Raw genomic sequence first — 20,311 nt, forward strand, 5'->3', positions numbered from 1 at the left:
GCTGTTTTATGTCATTCGTAAACGGTAGTGAAATTTTTTCTGCAGCTCGCAAGGGCCATTATGCAGTAGGTGCTTTTAACACAAATAACTTGGAATGGACACGTGCTATTCTTAAAGGCGCTCAAGAAAAGAACGTACCTGTATTGATCCAAGTATCAATGGGTGCTGCTAAGTACATGGGCGGTTACAAATTAGTTCGTGACTTAGTTGCAAGCGAAATGGAATCAATGAACATCACTGTTCCAGTTGTTATGCACTTAGACCATGGTAACTACGAAGCTGCTAAGGAATGTATCGAAGCAGGTTTCTCATCAGTTATGTTTGATGGCCATGACTTACCATTCGAAGAAAACTTGGCTAAGACAAAAGAAATCGTTGAATTAGCACATGCTAAAGGCATTTCTGTTGAAGCTGAAGTTGGTTCTATCGGTGGTGAAGAAGACGGTGTTGTTGGTGCTGGTGAATTAGCTGACGTTGAAGAAGCAAAACAAATTGCTGCACTTGGCGTTGACTACTTAGCATGCGGTATCGGTAACATCCACGGTCAATACCCAGCAAACTGGCAAGGTCTTAACTTTGACCGCTTGAAGGAATTAGCAGACGCTATGCCAGATATGCCATTAGTATTGCACGGTGGTTCTGGTATCCCTCAAGAACAAGTTGTTAAAGCTATCTCAATGGGTGTTTCCAAGCTTAACATCAACACAGAATGCCAAATCGCATTTGCTGAAGCAACACGTAAGTACATCGAAGAAGGCAAGGATAAAGAAGGTAAAGGTTACGACCCTCGTAAACTTCTTGCACCTGGTACACAAGCTATCACAGATACAGTTGAAGAAATCATCGACTGGATCGGTACACCAGAAGCTAAATAATCTAAAGATTGCCAAAAAGGCCCTAGGAAATTTCCTAGGGCCTTTTTTTAGATATGATCATGTTTACTCTTGTATTGCAATAGCTGTTCGCCGACCATTTTGTAGATCACAGCATTGATGATCACGTGTTTTGTTAGTTTGCTCAGTGATAGACCGGTGGGTAGTGGCTTGGTATAACCGCCATTTTGCAGTGCTTGATTGAAGATCTGCGCAAAACTATCATAGGATTCCTTGATCGAAAATTCATGTAACAATTGCTCATTATAATTTTTGATCGTTTCTAAAGGATAGACCGATTTTAAGAGACTGATCACCAATAGTTCGGCTAAGTGAGTTGCATTGTACTTTTTCTTAAGGGGACGTGACATGAGGCCTTTTTTGACATAACTGTTGATCATTGAAGGCGTCAAAGGTGCTCCTAAAAAGCCAGTCAAATAGCGATTGCCAAGATTGACCAATTGATCCATATATAGTTCGAAATCAGGGAAATCTTCCCAATAGGGCAATCGCTTATTCGTGAAACGATCTAATTGCTTTTGGATGTTTAACTTCTCCATCGCGCTCGTCCTTTTATCTAGTTTAAGTGTATTATAACACATTATTTTAAGAACTATTGATTTTTAAAAACTTTTAAACTAGACTTTAAATCTATATATAATTGACTTATATATACAATAGGTGTAGACTGAAACTAGATTTTAGAAGGTGGTGTCAAATATGGATCGACGTGAACAGATCACAAATGAAGTTTGGAGTGCGATCACACACGGTATCGGAGTAGGACTAAGTATTTGGTTACTAGTTTTATTGATCTTAAAGGGGATCGCAACACAAAATATTGTCAGTTTTATAGCATATTTGGTCTACGGTTTGTGTTTGTTGAGCTTGTATTTAGCTTCGACTTTATTTCATTGTCTATATTTCACCAAAGCTAGGCGGTTATTTCAAGCATTCGACCACTCCAGTATTTATTTACTGATAGCCGGTACCTATATGCCATATTGCCTGATCGGGATCGGCGGCAAGTTTGGTTGGGGATTATGGATCGCGGTAGCTCTTTTGATGCTCTTTGGGATCTTGTATCATGCTTTAGCTGACCCTAGGCGCCAGATCGTTGAGACCGTGATCTGTGTTTTAGCGGGATGGCTGTGTGTCTTAGGTTTTAAACCACTATTTCAGGTCTTAGGTTTTCCCGGGTTATTATTGCTGTTAGCAGGCGGCGTTGCTTTTACTTTAGGCGCGGTCGTTTATAGCTTAAAACTGAAGTATGTCCATATTTATTGGCATTTGCTGGTGATCTTAGGCTCAGCTTTGATGTTTTGTTCGATCTATTTTTATCTATAAAATAAAAATATTTTATTTTTAGGTGGAAGCGTTTGCGACGAGTGCTATTTAATGTTATCCTTATCTTAGAGGATAGTGTCTCAAGAAAGGAGAGTGGTACTCATGCCAACGATACAGTTGACGACAGAACAGCGCAGAGCGTTAAAAGGATTTGCTAACGAATTTGAAACTGTAAATGCATTAGCTGATCGCAATCGGCAAAAGATAATTCTTTTATTATGTGAACGACTCCATGAAGGAATGACTGTTACTGAAATCACCAAAATGATGGCCATTACCCAACCGGCAGTTTCACATCATCTAAAAATCTTGCGCGAAGCTGGTCTAGTTTCATTTAAAAAAGAGGGATTGCAAAGCTTTTACCATGTAACACTTGAAGCACCTTTAAAAAGCTTGGAAGATGCGATCCATCAAGTTCGTTTGACGGTGGATACAACAACTAAATAGTAAGATAGTTGTTTCAGCTTGCACTAGGCTTTTAAGCAGGCCGGGTGCGACCGTTGGGACAAATTTTTTTATTACGAGAATATAAAAAGAGACGCTAGAAATTTTCTAGCGCCTCTTTTGTTTTAATTAGCAAAGTAAGTCAGGATCTGTTCTTCAGTTAGATTCTCTTTGTCACGGGTATCTAAGACGATCTGACCATCATTCAAGACGATAATACGATTGCCGTAACGTAAAGCATCTTGAAGACGATGGGTGATCATTAGACAGGTCAGATTCTTTTCGGTGATCACTTCATCGGTCAGCTTTAATAGTTCAGCACTCGTGTTAGGGTCAAGTGCAGCTGTATGTTCATCTAAGAGTAAGATATCTGGGCGTGCGATCGTTGCCATCAAAAAGCTCAATGTTTGCCGTTGCCCCCCGGAGAGATCACCGGTGAAAGTTTGTAATCGCTCGGATAGATTGTTAGGGAGTTTAGCTGTCAATTCTTTGAATTGGGGGAGATGAGCTTGTAAGCGTCGGGGACGCAAAGTGCGTTTTTGCCCACGTTTTAAAGCGAGTAAAAGATTTTCAGCGACGGTCATTCGAGGAGCGGTGCCCATCTTAGGATCTTGAAAGACTTGCGCGATATAGGAAGCACGTTTGACTTCTGAGAGTGGGGTCAGATCAAGTCCGTCTAAAAGAAGCTGTCCGGTAGCTGGTTTGAGCGAACCGTTGATCACATTTAAAAGGGTCGATTTTCCAGCACCGTTTGTACCTAGAAGTGTGATAAAATCACCGGCTTCGATCGTAAGTGAAAGGTCTTTTAAGATCTTTTTTTCTTCACTTGTTCCGGGGTTGACCACAGTCGTAATATTTTTTAATTCGAGTGTCATGGCTTTTGGACTCCTTTCTTCAATGTCTTGCTGAAATTAAATTTCTTCTCTAAGACCGGTAACATTAGGCATAATGCTAAGATCAAAGATGAAAGCAATTTGAAATCATTAGTACTAAATCCAAGTTTTAAAACGATAAGTAAAACGAAACGGTAGAAGATGCTACCTAGGATGACCGCGACTAACCGAGCAGTCAAACTGAGTTCACCAAAGGCAACTTCACCGATAATGATCGCAGCTAGGCCGATAACGATCGTACCGACCCCCATATTGACATCGGCATAACCGTCATTTTGGGCGATCAAGCCACCGCAAAGACCGATCAAGCCGTTAGAGATCATCAAGCCTAAGATCTCCATGTTATCCGTATTGATCCCTAATGAACGAGCCATCAGTTTGTTATCACCCGTCGCGATAAATGCTTGTCCTAGATCAGTATTTAAAAATAAAGCTAGCAGTAAGATCAAAAGGGTAAGCAAGATCAAGCCCAGAGTTACTGAAGGAAAACTGTTAGGTAGTTCGCGTAACATCCCAGTGTTGAGTAAAGTATTTTGGTTGAGTAAGCCAACGGTCGCTTTTCCTAGGACACGGAGGTTGATCGAGTAGATCCCTGTCATGACTAAGATCCCAGCCAATAGCACAGGAATCTTTCCTTTGGTGTATAAGATCCCTGTCAAAAAACCGGTCAAAAGTCCTGCCCCAAAGGAAGCTAAAGTTGCGATAAAAGGTGATGTTCCTTGGGTGATCAGGGAAACACAGACACAGGCGCCAAAGGGAAAGGTCCCTTCAACTGTCATATCGGGGAATTTTAAGATCCTAAAGGTCAAGTAAAGTCCGAGACCAAGGATGCCCCAGAGCAAACCTTGTCCGATTGCTGATACGATTAGATTCATTTGATAACAACTCCTTTTTTACTGATCTGTGTAATTAATTCATTAGGGAGAGTGATCCCTAGTTGTTGGGCCTGCTTTTGGTTGAGGTAGGTAGTCCCTTCGGTCGGGTATTTGATCGCCATGTCGGCTGGATCTTTTCCTTTCAAGATCGCAGCGGTCATCTTCCCTGTCATTTTACCAAGTTCGTATTGGCTAACACTGACAGTGGCTAGTCCACCTTGACGTGTCATTTCAGAAGTTGAAGGAAATATCGGGATCTTATTTTGGTTGGCATTTTTGAGGACCGTTTGAAAGCCTGAGGCCACAGTGTTGTCATTTGGAATATAGATCGCTTGAACGTTGCTTGCCATTGTAGCGGAAACTTGTTGGATGTCATTAGTCGAAGTGATCGTGTATTCTTTGACTTGGATCCCCGATTTTTGAGCTAGTTTTGAGAACTCTTTGACTTCAGCTGCCGATGAATCATCGCTTGAAGTGTGTAAGACGCCAACGGTTTTTAGATCAGGCATGAGCGCTTTGATCAATTGAAGTTGGCGGGCGATCGGTTCTCGGTGCTGAACTCCCGTGATATTACCACCGGGATGCTTGAGATCTTTAACTAGGCCAGCTCCGATCGGATCACTGATCGCCCCCATAACGATAGGGGTCGTCTTAGTTGTATTAGCTAATGATTGGGCGGCTGGGGTCGCGATCCCAATCATGACCGCGGCATCTTCATTTTCAAAGCGTTGGCTCATGGATTTGAGGTTGCTTTGATCGTTTTGGGCATTTTGAAAATCGATCTTGATGTTTTTACCCGCGACAAAGCCTTCTTCCTTTAAGGCGGCAACGATCCCGCGATGGATCTCATCTAAAGCGGGATGTGATGTTAATTGTAAGATCCCAACAGTTGGGGTCTGATTTTTTTTTGCTTGATCAGTTGAGCGGAAAAATGCAAAGATCAAAAATAAAAATAAAACTGCAATTGTGCTAATTAAGCGTTTCATAAGTAAATTCCTCCTTTTGATTTTTTACGTTCGTATCTATTGCGATAAGAAAAAAAGCACTTCCCACTGAGCGCGGGAAGTGCTTTTAACAAGACCCGCATGGTAGTTGATCCATGCGGGCCGATCTAAGAGAACCAGCACAGATACGAACGATACGTTACGTACGGTCGCATCTGTGCACACAGAAGCAACCTAGTGCTGGCTTTGCCAACGAATATTTGTAAGTTGCATAACTGTCTTGTTCATAGTTCTCTTCCTTTCCGAATTGATTATGAGTGAATTGTACTATACTAAAAATTAGTTGTCAATTAAAAAAATCACTTTTTTGCTTTTCTAAAAAAGGTGTGCTACAATAACTCAGTAGTCAACTTGGGGATGTTTAGGATTCGACAGGTATAGGTCGGGCTTGAGTTGCGCTTAGTAGGTTGCGGCTACTATAAAACGCTCAGTTTAAATTATAACTGCAAAAAATAATAACAACTCTTACGCTTTAGCTGCCTAGTCAGCACTGCGTAGATCCGTCTGATATCGTCTGTGTGTCAGTTGCGGGTCCTATATTAGCAGACTACGCTCAGTGTTTTAGCCTGAAATACTGAGAAGAGACTTTTAGGCTAGTCGTTGATGTTGGCCCTGTCATCCGGCGTGATCAACGATGAAATTCAAATAGTATGACTATGAGCGTAGAGACTTGAGTTACGATATGCTTGGACGCGGGTTCGACTCCCGCCATCTCCATAAGTAAAGCCCTTATCGATAAGATTTTCGATAAGGGCTTTTTGTTATTGTGTATCCTCTAAAGTCGATTCAACGGTAGGGGCTTGTTCGTTAGTATTTTCGCCACTATCACTTTGTTTGAGCTCTGGAGCATCGGAGTGATATTTATCAGCCGTCGTGTGATCGTTATTTTTAGACCATAGACTAGTTGAACGTCCCTTGAGCGCGGCTTGGATCTTATCCAATTGCTCAACTTGGTTTTTATAGTTGAAATCTTTGGGATCGACCGGCGTAAAACCAGTTGGCACATAGAAGCGCAAGAGGTTCTTATTGTTGAGCGAATCTGAAAGTGAAAGCGCCGAGTTAACATATTCTTGTGCTGCTTTTAGTTGAGCTTGTACTTTTTTAGACGGATGCGTCACCACATTGCCAGTGCTGTTTTCGTAGGTCGTGCTACCAACAACGGTATATTTTGGTGTGATGAAATTCTCATTTCTAAAAGCGACAGTTTGATCGTGATCTTTTGAGAAGAGATCTGAACCAAACAAAAGATATTTTTTCGAATCGATCCCGGCTAGATGAAGTAACGTCGGCATGACGTCGATCTCACCACCGTATTGTTCGAAGATCCCACCATTTTCTTGACCTGGGATGTGGACCATAAATGGAACACGTTGCATTTGAACATTATCAAAGTCACTCCAAGTCGAGGAAGATTTGCCTAAAAGAGAAGCTAATTTTAAATTCCGTGAGTTAGAGATCCCGTAATGATCGCCATAAAGTACGATCACCGAATCATCATAAAGTCCAGACGCTTTGAGATAATCAAAGAATTCTTTAACGGCTTGGTCCAAATAGTGGGCCGTAACAAAGTAATTATCGACTGAACTGTCGCCCGTATTAGCTGCTTCAAAGCTCTTGTTTTGGTCGTCTAAACTGAATGGAAAGTGATTAGAGACCGTGATGAATTTAGCATAAAACGGTTGTTGTAACTTTTCTAAGTATTTAACTGAATCATGGAACAACAACTTATCTTTAAGGCCGTATTCACTTAGGTTGTTAGCGTCTTGGTTATAGTAGCTTGCATCAAAGAAGTATTGGTAACCAAAGTTCTTATACACCTTGTCGCGATTCCAAAATGAACCGGAATTGCCGTGAAAAACGGCTGAAGAATAGTTTTGACTCTGATTCAAGATCGCGGGCATAGCCTCAAAGGTGTTATCTGTGCCTAAAGTTGAAAACATCGAACCTTGAGGCAAACCATATGCGCCAGTCTCAAGCATCGTTTCAGCATCGGAAGTCTTGCCTTGTCCGACTTGATTAAAGAAATTAGCAAACGAGAACGTCTCTTTACCGTGATAAAGACTGTTTAAAAACGGTGTGACTTCTTGGCCATTTAATTTATAGTCGATCAAGAATTGTTGGAAACTTTCAAGATGGATGACGATGATATTTTTATTTTTAGCGATCCCAAACATCTTTGGATCGGGAGCAGCATAGTTAGCTTGGGTAAAATCAATGATCTTGTTTAGATCAGCCCCAGTAGCTTTAGACCGTGTTTGGCTCGTCTTAGCTGTTTTTAGCCCATCATATACGGTAAAGGCATCGATCCCTAGGTATTTGACTAAATAGTTGCGGTCAAAGGTCCGTGTCAGTAATTGCGGACGATCGATCTCACCTAATGTGATATTTAATAGTAGAAACATTAAGGAAAAAGATGTCATGGCGACAGCCTGATTTTTGGGGATGAAGCGTTTATCGAGCTTGATCTGCCGTGTTAATAGCAGCAGTAAGACAACTACTACATCGATAATGATCACAAGGTCTTGGGGCTTTAAGAGTGAGAAGGAACTGCCACTTAGCCCTTGAGAGACCGAAGAATACCCAAAGATCACGTTCATAGTCATAAAATCAGTAAATTCGCGGTAATAGATAACGCTGATCAATAAAAATGCCGTATTAGCTATGTAAAGTAATAATAGACATAAATAGGCAGGGATCGTTTTTCGGATGTAAAGTGCGATGCTAAAGAGCAAGAGTGTCGTCGCGATCGGGTTTATCAATAGGATGAAATACTGATAGATCCCGTGAACACCAAGGTGAAAATCGATCAAATAAACTAGGATCGTTTTTAACCAAAACAGGCACGAGACAAGTGCAAAAAAGCCCCACCGTGTATTGATAAAATTTCGTAATTTTGTCCAGTTCACAGGTGCAAACCGTCCTTTCAAAGTAATTGACATATCACCTAATTCTAAACCAGTTAGCGGTCAAGCGTCAATTTTTCAAGGGAATTTTAGCAAATATTAAAGATATCGTTGGGTAAGTTTGAAGTTATGAAAACAGAAAAATCGTTTTCAATTATTATGGATTTCTTAAAAAATATATATTTTATTCACATAAAACAAATTACTACTGTGGCAAAGCCTAGTGGTGATAAAGATGGGAATTTGTGAAAAAAAGTATGTGAAAAAAGTTTTCATATAAAATAAAATGAAAGAATTAACCTAAAATTCTTCTTGTAATGGTTTGCATAAAACTGCTAAAATATTATCTTGCATGAGAATTATTGAGAAAAGAATTAAAGAGAAACGAGGGAATTAATTATGTGGATAGCCTTGATCCCCGCTTTAGCATGGGGAAGTATTGGATTGATCAGTGGTAAGTTGGGTGGTAATGCTAATCAACAAACCTTAGGGATGACTTGGGGGGCTTTGCTCTTTGCGATCGTAATGACCGTGGTTGCTCCAGGAAACTTTTTAGCAAATAACAATTGGCAACTTTGGGTAGCCGGTATCTTATCTGGTTTGTTCTGGAGTTTAGGTCAAAATCAACAGTTCCACGCAATGAAAGCAGTCGGGATCTCCAAGACTGTGCCGATCTCAACGGGGGCGCAGTTGGTGACTAACGCCTTAGCGGGGATCTTCTTGTTCCATGAGTGGACAACAACGCGCCAATTATCATTAGGTTCACTAGCTTTAGTCATTTTAGTCGTAGGTGCTGTTTTAACGGCTTTACGTGATAAGAGTGCTAATAGTAGCGAACAAAATGAAGACTGGAAAAAAGGAACGACTGCCTTAGTGCTATCAACAGCTGGTTACTTAGGCTATACGGTCGTTGTCAACTTATTAAAAGTTGATGCCCAAGCGATGGTCTTACCTCAAGCTTTAGGGATGGTCGCTGGCGCTTCGATGTTTGCTTTAGGTAAAGATGCATTCAAGAAGGAAAGCTTCAAAAATATCATTACAGGTCTAGTTTGGGGCACAGGTAACTTATGTATGTTCCAAGCAACTGCAATGATCGGGTTAGCAGTAAGTTTTTCACTTTCACAAACCGGGATCGTTATCTCGACATTTGGTTCGATCTTACTCTTAGGCGAACACAAAACGAAAAAAGAAATGGTCTATGTTACAGTTGGTTCATTGATGGTCATCATCGGTGGCGTAATGTTAGGTCTTTTAAAATAATGATCTATATGCCATGGCGCACGAGCGGCATGGCTTTTTATATATGGAGAACGGTGGCGTTTACATTTATGGTGATCGTCTAATTGTAAAATTAAGGGTTTTTAAGCGTAAATCTTAATTTATATTTGATTTTGACTTTAAAATTCTGTATTTTATAGTATAATTAAACCCGTAATAAAATTGTAAAGGGAGAGCGAATTATAACATGGCACACATTAAATTTGATAGTTCAAACTTAACAAAGTTTGTTCACGACAATGAATTAAACGAAATGCAAGCAATGGTCAATGCCGCTGACGAACAACTTCGTCAAGGTACTGGTGCAGGCGCAGATTTTCGCGGTTGGTTAGATCTACCAGTTGACTACGATAAAGAAGAATTTGCCCGTATCAAAGAAGCAGCTAAAAAGATCCAAAACGATTCAGAAGTTTTAGTTGTGATCGGTATCGGTGGTTCTTACTTAGGTGCACGTGCTGCAATTGATTTCTTGCAAAACACATTCTACAACTTGTTACCACAAGAAAAACGCAATGCACCACAAATTTTCTTTGCAGGTAACTCGATCTCTGGTTCATATGTTCATGACTTGGTCGAACTCATCGGGGACAAAGATTTCTCTGTCAACGTGATCTCAAAATCAGGTACAACAACTGAACCATCGATCGCTTTCCGTGTCTTTAAAGAAAAATTGATCGAAAAATATGGTGAAGAAGGCGCTAAGAAGCGGATCTATGCTACAACAGACCGCGCACGTGGCGCATTGAAGACCGAAGCTGATGCAGAAGGTTACGAAACATTCGTGATTCCTGATGATGTTGGTGGTCGTTTCTCAGTCTTGACACCAGTTGGTTTATTACCGATCGCGGTTTCAGGTGCTGATATCGATGCTTTGATGCAAGGGGCTGCTGATGCTCGTAGTGAATATACTGATGCAGATCTTGCTAAAAACGAAGCTTACCAATATGCTGCTTTGCGTAACATCTTGTATCGCAAGGGTTACACAACTGAGATCTTGGAAAACTACGAACCTACCTTACAATACTTCGCTGAATGGTGGAAGCAATTGATGGGTGAATCTGAAGGTAAAGATCAAAAGGGTATCTACCCATCTTCAGCTAACTTTACAACTGACTTGCACTCCTTGGGTCAATACATCCAAGAAGGCCGTCGTAACTTGATGGAAACAGTTATCCACGTTGGAACACCAACACATGATACTGAAATTCCTAAGGAAGAAGAAAACTTGGACGGTTTAGCTTATCTTGAAGGTAAGACAATGAACTATGTCAACGATCGTGCAATGGAAGGTGTTGTGTTGGCTCATACTGATGGTGATGTGCCTAACATGATCGTTAACATCCCAGATCAAACAGCTTATACTTTAGGTTACTTGATCTACTTCTTCGAGATCGCAGTTGGTATTTCAGGCTACTTGAATGGTATCAACCCATTCAACCAACCAGGTGTTGAAGCTTACAAGAAGAACATGTTTGCTTTACTCGGTCGCCCAGGTTACGAAGAATTAACTAAAGAATTGAATGCTCGTTTAGATAAATAGGCATTAATAAAAAAGATCCGCAAACTGATCTCAGTTTGCGGATCTTTTTATTTGGTAAATAATGCTGAAAAGAGCATGAATAGTGCGGGCAAAATATTATTTAGGAAGTGGATCATAATGCTGACCAAGAGTTTACCTGTCTTTTTGTAATAATATGCTAAGACCCAGCCCAAAGTACAATATAAAAGGAGCGTCCAAAAAATATCACCGAGATGGAAATGAAGCATGCCAAAGACTAGTCCACTAAAAAAGATCGCTAAAACGGTATTTTTAGGGAAGAAGTAACGCATAAAAATCCCCCGAAAGAGCAATTCTTCACATAGCGGAGCAAAGATCGCTGTCATCAGAAACATCATGAGTGCGGCATTAGTCGAAAGTTTAAACATTTGTTGTAAAGCTTGATCATTTTGGGTCTGTCCAAATTGACTCATGAACATTCCGTAGATGATCTTAATGATAAACAAAGTGATAAAACCTGTGATAATGGCATTGATATCCTGATTAGATAATTTTTGGAAGATCTTATCAGTATTAGGCTGATCTTTTTTGAATTGCCAGTTAAAAATAACGATCACGAGTGCATATCCCAGTAAAAGTAAGCCCCATGTCAAAATATTTGTCGCTAACGGACTGAAGTTTTGGGGGAGAATATGAGGTAAGGAAAAAACTTGTTGCGGCAAGATCAAGCACAAGCCTAATAAAATGAATTTGATAGTGCGCCAGGCATAACTTCCTAGTGTTTTTAAGTTCATAGTAAAGTCCTTTCTGTAAAAAGTGTAATAAAAAAAGGCTGACGTTATGACGTCAAGCCTTAACATAGGTATTATAACCCAAAAATAGCTTTATATAAAAGGGTCGCGCAAGCACCGGCTGCAAATGGTGCGACAACTGGGATCCACGCATAACGCCATTGGGATGATCCCTTGTGCTTAAGTGGGAACAACGCATGGACGATACGAGGACCCAAGTCACGTGCTGGGTTCAAAGCAGGACCAGTTGGACCACCAAAGGAAGTTACGATAACCATAACTAAGAGACCAATACCGATAAAGCCGGCACCTTGGTTACCATGGTTGAAGATCGGTGAATGTGTGATCGCTAAAGCACTGAAAACTAAGGTGAATGTACCAAAGAATTCATTGACAAAACCATTGAAACGACTTTCAGTCGCATCGATCGTTGAGAAGGTAGCCAAAACAGCTTCTGGATCTTCGGTGATATCGTAGTGTGGCTTGAAACAAGCTAATACGACCAATTGTCCGGCAATTGCACCTAAGAATTGCATACTTATGTAAGGTAAGACTTCATGCCATGGGAAATCGCCTGCGATAGCTAAACCTAAAGTAAATGCGGGGTTGATGTGGTTACCTGAGATCTTACCAAACATCAAAGCTGGGATCATTACGGCAAAACCGTAACCGATCGAGATAACGATCCAACCACTGTGGTAACCCTTAGTTCCTTTCAATTCAACGTTGGCCACAGAACCGTTACCCAACATGATCATGAGGGCTGTTCCGAAAAATTCGGCCATTAATCTTGAGTTTAATGCGAACTCCATATTTTCCTCCTAATAAATAACAATGAAATAATACACTCATATAACTATAATGATTGCAATGGCGGGTGTCAATAGGCTTTCAGAAATATTTTTTTACTAAAAAAGTAGCGTTTTAGTGAGCTAAACAGGGGGTAAGGGTTGTGTTTTTCACTAAAACGCATACAATTATAGGAGTAGTATCAATATTTGGATGAAAGGATAGTTTTAAATAAAAGTTATATGATATCAAAAGCAGTTGCACAATTGCTAAATCAGCGTAAAGAAAAATTTTTGATCCCAGCTGAGATCGTAGCTAATGTCCAAGAGAATAATAGTCTTGAACATGCATTTTTAGTTTTAAGTAAGGTCAAATACGCTAAGATCCCCGTCTTAGACCAAGATCAACATTTCAAGGGACTATTGTCGTTGGCGATGATCACAGAGACGATGTTAGGCTTGACCGGGATCGATCCGACTCGTTTGGGCCGGATCCAGGTCAAAGATGTCATGCAGACAGATGTTCCAACGATCTGTCCGCCATATGAAATGGAAGAGATCTTGCATCTTTTAGTCGATCAGACCTTTTTGGCAGTCGTCGATGAAGAAGGAGTCTTTACCGGGATCTTGACCCGCCGCGAAGTGATGAAAGCTGTCAATTATTTAGCGCATGATTTAGAAAAAGAATATACAGTCGAAAAAAAATAACCAAAAAAATGCTCAAACTACAGATCTGCAGTTTGAGCATTGATTTTATGCAGTAGCACCTAAATTCAACGGTGAAGTCGGGATATTGAAGCCTGCATCTTTTAGGGCCCGTAAGTAGTTATCCAGTAAAATGCGCTGGACTGTAGCTTGAGCACCATTTTTAGTATATGCAGTGACCCGGAAAACTAATTCGCCATTTGTAAGGGGCACCACGCCTAAGATCGTTGGGCCTGTGACGATCTCGGGTAAATTAGGGACGACTTTTTGATTTACTTGGGCGATGATTTTTTTCATTTCACTAGCATCCTTTTTAGGATCTAAGCGAATATCGATCACAGCTTGCATATTGTTACGTGACATGTTGCTAACGACGGTGATACTGCGGTTAGGGATAAAGTTTAATGTTCCGTCATCACTGATTACTTGCGTTGTGCGTAGACCAATAGCGTGGATCTTGCCCGTGATCGCATTTATTTTAACGACATCGCCGACAGAAAATTGTTGTTCGAGTAGAATGAAAAAACCAGTCACAATATCAGTGACAAAGCCTTGAGCCCCTAAACCAAGCGCCACACTGACGATCCCAGCTGAAGCCAACAAGGTACTGACAGGGATGCCTAAGATCGAAAGGATGGCGTAAAAGTAGAAGAACAAAACACAGTAATGAAAGATGTTTTGGGTCAGCGTATAGATCGTTCCTAAACGCCCGATCGAGTAATTAGAATTCTTTTTCTTAGCGGTAGAAAAACTGCGAGTGATGATCTTTTTCCCGATAGAATGAATGATCAAGAAAAGTAGGGAGATCAAAACAAGTGAGATAGTCACCATGATGATCTTAGTGATAATGTTGTCCCAATTGATGTTTTTTATGTAATTGTCCAAGACGCCCGTTTGTTTGACCACTTGTTTTGAAACGTCGGATGAGAGCGTCTTATCGGTTGCAACTAATAGATACAAGTATGATCCGTCCTTTATGTTCAGAATTTATGTACTAATGATAGCAAATTTTTTTGAAAAGTGCGAAAGAAGTTTTTTTATTTTGAACAATATTTTTTGCGTAATAATTGCAGTTTTTGTAATTGAATGATATTCTAAAGACAATGAAGACTTAATGGAGGGTATAAAATGACAATAACGTTTGGACAGATTGCTGGGTTAATTGCAGCGTTAGCATTTTTGATCTTAGTTGTTTTCATTTGTACAGTGCTAAAGCATTTAGTGACGACTGTTAAAGAGATGAATAACAGCATTCAGATCTTGACCAAGGACGCTAACAGTATTGCTGGCAATGTGGATGAGCTTTTGGTAAAGACGAATGTTTTGATGGAAGATGTCAACCATAAAGTAAGCGAATTAGATCCTTTGTTTAAAACGGCGGCTGAGCTAAGTGAAAGTGTATCTGATTTGAACGTAGCAAGTCGTTCAATGGCTGATAAGGTAGTACGTTCAACTGAAAGTGCAGCTAAGACAAGTGCTGCATTGCGCGTCGGTAAAATGGCACTTGGCTTTTACCAACGACACAAACAAAAGCAAAGTAAGTAAACTTTAAGGAGTGGAGTATTATGAGTAAGAAATTGTTAGTTGGTCTAGGAATGCTTGCAGCTGGTGCAGGTGCAGCTTTGGTCGCTTCAAAGAAGTTGACTGCTGACCAAAAAGATAAGTTAGCGATGAAAGTCGATGAGACCGTCTTGAACGGACGCGAAAAGGCATTGAAATATAATCAATACTTGCAACAATTCTTGGAAGAAAATGGCGTAGATGACTTAAAAGAAAAAGTTATTAGCCGAGCTGACGAATTCAAGAATGAACAAGCTGTTCAAGATGCTTTGGCTTCATTGAAACAAGCAACTTCTGACTTAAAAGAACGGTTGGAGAATACTAAAGATAAGTTCGATGATCTAGCTGAAGATGAAGCTTCTGAAGATTGGAACGACGATATCGTGATCGATGGCCGTTCTGCTTTTGGTGAAGCTAAGGATAAAAAAGATCAACCTTACGAAAAACCAACTGAAACATTTTATCCACACAACGATTAGAGTACAAAAATAGCGCCCCATCATTGGAGCGCTATTTTTGTACTCTAATTTTCTAATCTAAAGGGATGATCTGAAGTTCTTTGGTCGTATGTGTGAATGGTTCATTACCATCTTTAGTCAAGTAAACACAGTCTTCGATCCGGACACCAGCAACTCCAGGAACATAGATCCCAGGTTCGATCGAGAAGCACATGCCAGGTTCAAGGACCAATTCATTTCCTTCCATGATAGATGGAAATTCATGATCGCTTTGACCGATACCATGTCCTAAGCGATGGATGAAGTATTCACCGTAGCCGGCTTTAGTGATGATGTCACGTGCGATCTTATCTAATTCAAAAGCACGCATCCCAGGCTTAGCTGCAGCTTGAGCGGCTAATTGTGCTTCTAAGCAGACTTGGTAGATCTCCTTAGCTTTATCGCTGACTTTACCAAAAGCAACCGTTCGGGAAGCATCAGACATATAGCCTTTGTAATCAACACCTAGATCAAACAAGCAAAGTTCATTTGGTTTGATAAGATCAGCTTTGGGAGCTCCATGAGGATCAGCAACATTAGCACCACTCTGGACGATCGTATCGAAACTCATATGCATAATACCGTTTTTCTTCATCGTGTATTCGATCTCGGCCACAACATCTTGTTCAGTCCGTTTGGTCGAAAGCGCCTTAAAGCCAGCTTCAAAGGCAATATCAGCCCATTTACCAGCTGTTTTTAGCAATTCGATCTCTTCTGGTGTCTTAAAGAGCTTTTCACGTTCGATCACAGGCGAGAGATTGCCGGAAAATTCAGCTTGGGGGAAATATTTGCGGAGAGCTTCAAAGCGAACTACCGTCAAGTTATCTTTTTCCAAAGCCCAATGCTTAGGCGATGCTAACTCGGTGATATGTTCTTTGATCAAAGCATAAGGATCTTCATGGTCTAAATAGCCATAGACAGGATATTTCCAGCCGGCTTTTTTGATCGCTTCGACTTCAAGTGCAGGTGCGAAGATGAAAGGATCTTTATCCGGGAAGATAAAGAGTGCTAGTGTCCGTTCAAACGGATCGCTACCAAAGCCGGTAAAATATTGGATGTTTTTCCAATCACTGATATAAGCAATATCCAAGTTGTTGTCAGCCAACCATGTTTGGATAGTATTAAGATGTGACATAAAAGCACTTCCTTTAATTGTTTTCAAAGCGACTACATTATAACACACTTTAGCAATAAGTGATGGCTAGATATCTTTGAAAATGAAAATACATGAAAAGAAGCTTGCAAATTCTTGAAACGCTTGCAATTGGCTAAAAACTTTGATAAATTAAATAGGGTCGCAATGAAAACGATTTTGAAAATAAAATTAGTGAGAGGATAAAACCATGGAAAAACAAACAATTACAATCTACGATGTTGCACGTGAAGCTGCTGTCTCAATGGCTACGGTCTCACGGGTCGTTAATGGCAACCCAAATGTTAAACCGGCAACACGTAAAAAAGTGCTTGAAGTTATCGATCGTTTGGATTACCGTCCAAATGCGGTCGCTCGTGGCTTGGCAAGTAAAAAGACTACCACAGTCGGGGTCATTATCCCTGATGTGACAAACGTCTATTTTTCTTCTTTAGCTCGTGGGATCGACGACGTAGCTTCAATGTACAAATATAACATTATTTTAGCTAACTCCGATGGCAATCCTCAAAAGGAAGCACAAGTTTTAAATACTTTATTGGCTAAACAAGTTGATGGGATCATCTTTATGGGCAACAATTTGACAGACGAGTTACGCGCACAATTTACCCACTCTAAGACACCGATCGTCTTAGCGGGTTCAGTTGATGCTAAAAATGAAGTTGAAAGTGTCCATGTTGACTACGTGGCTGCGGTCGAAGAAGCCGTAGCTGATCTGATCAACCACGGTAACAAGCGAGTAGCTTTCATCACCGGACCAATGAGTGATCCGATCAACGGTGAATACCGTTTGAAGGGTTACAAGAACGTTTTGGCTAAGCATGGTATCGAATATGATCCAGATCTTGTATTTGAAACAGACTATAGCTATCGTGCAGGTGAAGTTTTATGGCCTGCGTTGGCATCGGCTAAAGCAACAGCTGCTTTTGTCGGGGATGACGAATTAGCCTGTGGTGTTTTGAACGGGGCTAAGGATGCAGGGGTCAAAGTACCAGCTGAGTTTGAGATCATTACCAGCAACAATTCTAAGTTGACTGAGATCGTTCGACCACAGCTTTCTTCGATCACACAACCACTGTATGATATCGGTGCGGTCTCAATGCGCTTCTTGACTAAGATGATGAATAAAGAAGATATGTCTTCAGATGAAAAGACGATCGAATTACCATACGGCTATATCAAGCGCGCTTCAACTAAATAAGTCACCTAACGAGCAGGGAAAGCCCTTGCTCGTTTTTGGTCATAAGGATAAAAAATGAAAACAAACAAATTATTTAATTGGCAAAATTTATGTTTATTTGGGGCTGGGCTCATTATACTCGTATTGTTTATCAGTTCATCAATGCCCTACACTAAACAAACTTCAGTCCCATTTTTAGAACAGCATCTAGCCCAAAAGCCACTCGAAAATTGGTTAAGTCAAATTTCATTCAGATATGCTGGGAAAGAGATCAGTATCGCAAATATTGGCTATTATAAATTTGTGGAATTTTTTATCCGCAAAGGGGCCCATTTTGGGACATATTTTCTACTAGGAGGGCTTACCGCTTTAGGACTCGCCCGCTATTGGTCTAAGTTAGGACACGTAGCGTTTGTTAGTTGGGCGTTAGCAACGCTTTATGCCGAGACTGATGAACTTCACCAAATGTTTACTGGTGACCGGACACCACTGATCCAAGATGTGATCTTAGATTCCTGTGGAGCGTTATTAGGGGTCATGTTGGCAGTATTGTTTTTATATAGGTTGCAAAAACGGCGAAATCGTTGAGAATCTTGCAACGGATAATATTTTTTGTTAAAATATACACGGCTTATTGCTAAATTTTACTTTTCGGAAAGAGGTATTAGAAATGTCAGGACATTCAAAATGGCATAACATCCAAGGGCGTAAAAACGCTCAAGATGCAAAACGTGGAAAAATTTTCCAAAAAATCTCGCGAGATCTATACATGGCTGCAAAGAGTGGCGGTCCTGACCCAGACGCCAACCCACAATTGCGCCTTGTAATGGAAAAAGCACGTGCTGCTAACATGCCAAAAGATAACATCAAACGTGCCCTTGATAAAGCTACTGGTGCAAATGGTGCTAACTACGAAGAGATCACTTATGAAGGTTATGGCCCAGCTGGGGTAGCGATCTTAGTTCACGCTTTGACAGATAACCGTAACCGGACTGCTTCGGCTGTGCGGACTGATTTCAACCGTAATGGCGGTAACTTAGGTGAAACAGGTTCCGTTAGTTTCATGTTTGATCGTAAAGGTTACATTGCGATCGTGCGTGAAGACCTAGATGTGGATGAAGATCAAATGTTTGAAGATGTGATTGAAGCAGGTGCTGAAGATCTGCAAACATCTGATGAAGTCTTTGAGATCTATACAGAACCAAAGATCTTCGAAGATGTACGTGATGCTTTACAAGCTAAGTATGACTTATATTCAGCTGAGATCACGATGGTACCACAAAATACGGTCCCAGTTCCAGAAGACAAGGTCGAACAATTACAACGTTTGATCGATCGCCTTGAAGACGAAGATGATGTGTCTGAAGTATTTACTTCAGCTGAATTTCCAGATGAAGACTAATTAAACATAGGGTTGCAATTTTTGCAGCCCTTTTATTTTACATAAAAATCCAGGAATGCCAAGTATTTTAACGCTATTTATGCTATAATATGGACTGTGACTAAAGATTTGGATTTTCAAATTACGTTAAAAGATATGCTAGTAATAAAACTTATGGAGGGAACTATGGTCAATAGAGTAACAGTTTTAGGCAGCTTGAACGTCGATAATATCATGCAAGTCAAGCGTCTGCCGTTGCCCGGTGAAACAATGACGATGTCAGCTAAAAAAATTGCAGGAGGAGGCAAGGGTGCTAACCAAGCGATCGCTGCTGCTCGCTCTGGGGCCCAAACCGCTTTTATCGGTAAAGTAGGAGCTGACGAACAGGGACGTTTGATGAAGGGTTACCTCGAAGATGCAAAGATCGATGCAACTAGTGTGACGTTGGCAACTGAAGAAACTGGCCAAGCATTTATTTTATTACAAGAAAACGGTGAAAATAGTATTCTCGTCTTAGGCGGTGCTAATCAAGCGATCACTGATGACGATATCGAAGCTGCCAAGGAAAAGATCACAACAGCAGATTTCTTGATCACTCAGTTTGAAACACCGATCGAAGCTTCGATCACGGCTTTTAAATATGCTAAAGAAAATGATGTGGTAACGATCTTAAATCCTGCACCGGCCAAACGTGTGCCAGAAGCATTGCTTAAAAATGTTGATCTGATCGTATTAAATGAGACCGAAACAGAATTGTTGACTGAGATCAAGATCGATGAAGAAGAATCTTGGCATCAAGCTGCAGCTAAGTTAGCTAAAATGGGTGTGAAAAATACGATCATCACTTTAGGAAGTAAGGGTGCTTACTATAAGACGACAACTGCTGAAGGCTTTATCAAGGCTTTTAAAGTTGCTACTTTGGATACGACAGCAGCAGGTGACACTTTCCTAGGTGCGCTTAGTTCGCAATTACACAAAGATCTCTCTAATATTGAAGAAGCGATCGTTTTTGCTAGCATGGCTTCGGCTTTGGCTGTACAAAAATTGGGGGCGATCCCATCGATCCCACAATTAAGTGAAGTCAATGACGCTTTAGGTGAAGCGAATTTTTAATAATATAACGACATTTGATGACTGTTGCGGCA

21 protein-coding genes and 1 other RNA gene are annotated in these 20,311 nt (G+C 40.7%); 13 read left to right on the forward strand and 9 right to left on the reverse strand.

What is annotated here, in order from left to right; genetic code table 11:
* Nucleotides 1–8 precede the first annotated feature (8 nt).
* Nucleotides 9–875, forward strand: coding sequence for a class II fructose-bisphosphate aldolase (locus tag GSR62_RS02485; protein WP_010688067.1), 867 nt, complete (start codon nt 9–11; stop codon nt 873–875).
* A 47-nt stretch (nt 876–922) separates the two neighbouring features.
* On the opposite strand, the gene GSR62_RS02490 is transcribed toward GSR62_RS02485, so the two are convergent.
* A complete protein-coding gene (locus GSR62_RS02490) occupies nt 923–1,432 on the reverse strand; it encodes a DUF1836 domain-containing protein (protein WP_010688066.1) in 510 nt (169 codons plus the stop codon).
* Nucleotides 1,433–1,592: 160 nt separating this feature from the next.
* Between GSR62_RS02490 and trhA the strand changes: the two genes are divergently transcribed.
* Entirely contained in the window at nt 1,593–2,219 is a 627-nt protein-coding gene (gene trhA, locus GSR62_RS02495) for a PAQR family membrane homeostasis protein TrhA (RefSeq protein ID WP_010688065.1), read from the forward strand.
* 102 nt (nt 2,220–2,321) lie between these two features.
* Nucleotides 2,322–2,666 (forward strand): ArsR/SmtB family transcription factor, encoded by a 345-nt coding sequence (locus tag GSR62_RS02500; protein WP_010688064.1) that lies wholly within the window; start codon nt 2,322–2,324, stop codon nt 2,664–2,666.
* 122 nt (nt 2,667–2,788) lie between these two features.
* Here GSR62_RS02500 and GSR62_RS02505 read toward each other — a convergent pair whose 3' ends face one another.
* The 3 genes from GSR62_RS02505 to trpX are packed head-to-tail and all read right to left on the reverse strand — an operon-like array spanning nt 2,789 to nt 5,417.
* Nucleotides 2,789–3,538 (reverse strand): ABC transporter ATP-binding protein, encoded by a 750-nt coding sequence (locus GSR62_RS02505; protein ID WP_066023759.1) that lies wholly within the window; start codon nt 3,536–3,538, stop codon nt 2,789–2,791.
* The gene (locus GSR62_RS02510; RefSeq protein ID WP_004051661.1) at nt 3,535–4,431 is read right to left on the reverse strand and encodes an ABC transporter permease; all 897 of its coding nucleotides are present in this window, start codon (nt 4,429–4,431) and stop codon (nt 3,535–3,537) included. Before GSR62_RS02510 ends, GSR62_RS02505 begins: the two co-directional genes overlap by 4 nt.
* A complete protein-coding gene (trpX, locus tag GSR62_RS02515) occupies nt 4,428–5,417 on the reverse strand; it encodes a tryptophan ABC transporter substrate-binding protein (protein WP_066023758.1) in 990 nt (329 codons plus the stop codon). The genes GSR62_RS02510 and trpX overlap by 4 nt, the downstream gene beginning before the upstream one ends.
* A gap of 371 nt (nt 5,418–5,788) precedes the next feature.
* On the opposite strand from trpX, the gene ssrA reads away from it, so the two are divergent.
* Nucleotides 5,789–6,155: a transfer-messenger RNA gene (ssrA, locus tag GSR62_RS02520) on the forward strand.
* Nucleotides 6,156–6,196: 41 nt separating this feature from the next.
* On the opposite strand, the gene GSR62_RS02525 is transcribed toward ssrA, so the two are convergent.
* Nucleotides 6,197–8,341, reverse strand: coding sequence for an LTA synthase family protein (locus GSR62_RS02525; protein WP_035449164.1), 2,145 nt, complete (start codon nt 8,339–8,341; stop codon nt 6,197–6,199).
* Between the two features lie 396 nt (nt 8,342–8,737).
* Between GSR62_RS02525 and GSR62_RS02530 the strand changes: the two genes are divergently transcribed.
* Complete coding sequence (locus tag GSR62_RS02530; RefSeq protein ID WP_010688058.1) at nt 8,738–9,598, forward strand: GRP family sugar transporter; 861 nt, start codon at nt 8,738–8,740, stop codon at nt 9,596–9,598.
* Between the two features lie 205 nt (nt 9,599–9,803).
* Nucleotides 9,804–11,156, forward strand: a complete 1,353-nt coding sequence (locus GSR62_RS02535) for a glucose-6-phosphate isomerase (protein WP_010688057.1) — start codon at nt 9,804–9,806, stop codon at nt 11,154–11,156.
* Nucleotides 11,157–11,203: 47 nt separating this feature from the next.
* Here the strand turns inward: GSR62_RS02535 and GSR62_RS02540 are convergent, their stop codons facing one another.
* A complete protein-coding gene (locus GSR62_RS02540) occupies nt 11,204–11,908 on the reverse strand; it encodes a CPBP family intramembrane glutamic endopeptidase (protein ID WP_010688056.1) in 705 nt (234 codons plus the stop codon).
* A 71-nt stretch (nt 11,909–11,979) separates the two neighbouring features.
* Nucleotides 11,980–12,717: an MIP/aquaporin family protein gene (locus GSR62_RS02545; RefSeq protein ID WP_010688055.1), complete on the reverse strand. Its 738-nt coding sequence runs from the start codon at nt 12,715–12,717 to the stop codon at nt 11,980–11,982.
* A gap of 219 nt (nt 12,718–12,936) precedes the next feature.
* On the opposite strand from GSR62_RS02545, the gene cbpB reads away from it, so the two are divergent.
* Entirely contained in the window at nt 12,937–13,401 is a 465-nt protein-coding gene (cbpB, locus tag GSR62_RS02550) for a cyclic-di-AMP-binding protein CbpB (RefSeq protein WP_035449159.1), read from the forward strand.
* A gap of 45 nt (nt 13,402–13,446) precedes the next feature.
* Here the strand turns inward: cbpB and GSR62_RS02555 are convergent, their stop codons facing one another.
* Nucleotides 13,447–14,358, reverse strand: a complete 912-nt coding sequence (locus tag GSR62_RS02555) for a mechanosensitive ion channel family protein (RefSeq protein ID WP_066023757.1) — start codon at nt 14,356–14,358, stop codon at nt 13,447–13,449.
* 168 nt (nt 14,359–14,526) lie between these two features.
* Here GSR62_RS02555 and GSR62_RS02560 point away from each other — a divergent pair, with 168 nt between their 5' ends.
* The gene (locus GSR62_RS02560; RefSeq protein ID WP_010688052.1) at nt 14,527–14,943 is read left to right on the forward strand and encodes a DUF948 domain-containing protein; all 417 of its coding nucleotides are present in this window, start codon (nt 14,527–14,529) and stop codon (nt 14,941–14,943) included.
* A 20-nt stretch (nt 14,944–14,963) separates the two neighbouring features.
* A complete protein-coding gene (locus GSR62_RS02565; protein ID WP_010688051.1) occupies nt 14,964–15,437 on the forward strand; it encodes a hypothetical protein in 474 nt (157 codons plus the stop codon).
* A 52-nt stretch (nt 15,438–15,489) separates the two neighbouring features.
* Here the strand turns inward: GSR62_RS02565 and GSR62_RS02570 are convergent, their stop codons facing one another.
* A complete protein-coding gene (locus GSR62_RS02570) occupies nt 15,490–16,590 on the reverse strand; it encodes a M24 family metallopeptidase (RefSeq protein ID WP_066023756.1) in 1,101 nt (366 codons plus the stop codon).
* A gap of 208 nt (nt 16,591–16,798) precedes the next feature.
* On the opposite strand from GSR62_RS02570, the gene ccpA reads away from it, so the two are divergent.
* From ccpA to rbsK, 4 genes are all read left to right on the forward strand, one after another.
* On the forward strand, nt 16,799–17,806 hold the full coding sequence (ccpA, locus tag GSR62_RS02575) for a catabolite control protein A (RefSeq protein WP_066023755.1): 1,008 nt from the start codon (nt 16,799–16,801) through the stop codon (nt 17,804–17,806).
* A gap of 54 nt (nt 17,807–17,860) precedes the next feature.
* Complete coding sequence (locus GSR62_RS02580) at nt 17,861–18,373, forward strand: VanZ family protein (protein WP_010688048.1); 513 nt, start codon at nt 17,861–17,863, stop codon at nt 18,371–18,373.
* 82 nt (nt 18,374–18,455) lie between these two features.
* Nucleotides 18,456–19,187: a YebC/PmpR family DNA-binding transcriptional regulator gene (locus tag GSR62_RS02585; protein ID WP_035449154.1), complete on the forward strand. Its 732-nt coding sequence runs from the start codon at nt 18,456–18,458 to the stop codon at nt 19,185–19,187.
* A 165-nt stretch (nt 19,188–19,352) separates the two neighbouring features.
* Nucleotides 19,353–20,279 carry a ribokinase gene (gene rbsK / locus GSR62_RS02590; protein WP_010688047.1) on the forward strand — a complete coding sequence of 309 codons (927 nt, stop codon included), beginning with the start codon at nt 19,353–19,355 and terminating at the stop codon, nt 20,277–20,279.
* Nucleotides 20,280–20,311 lie beyond the last annotated feature (32 nt).

The organism is Ligilactobacillus animalis (genome assembly GCF_009933595.1).
Taxonomy (GTDB): Bacteria; Bacillota; Bacilli; order Lactobacillales; family Lactobacillaceae; genus Ligilactobacillus; species Ligilactobacillus animalis.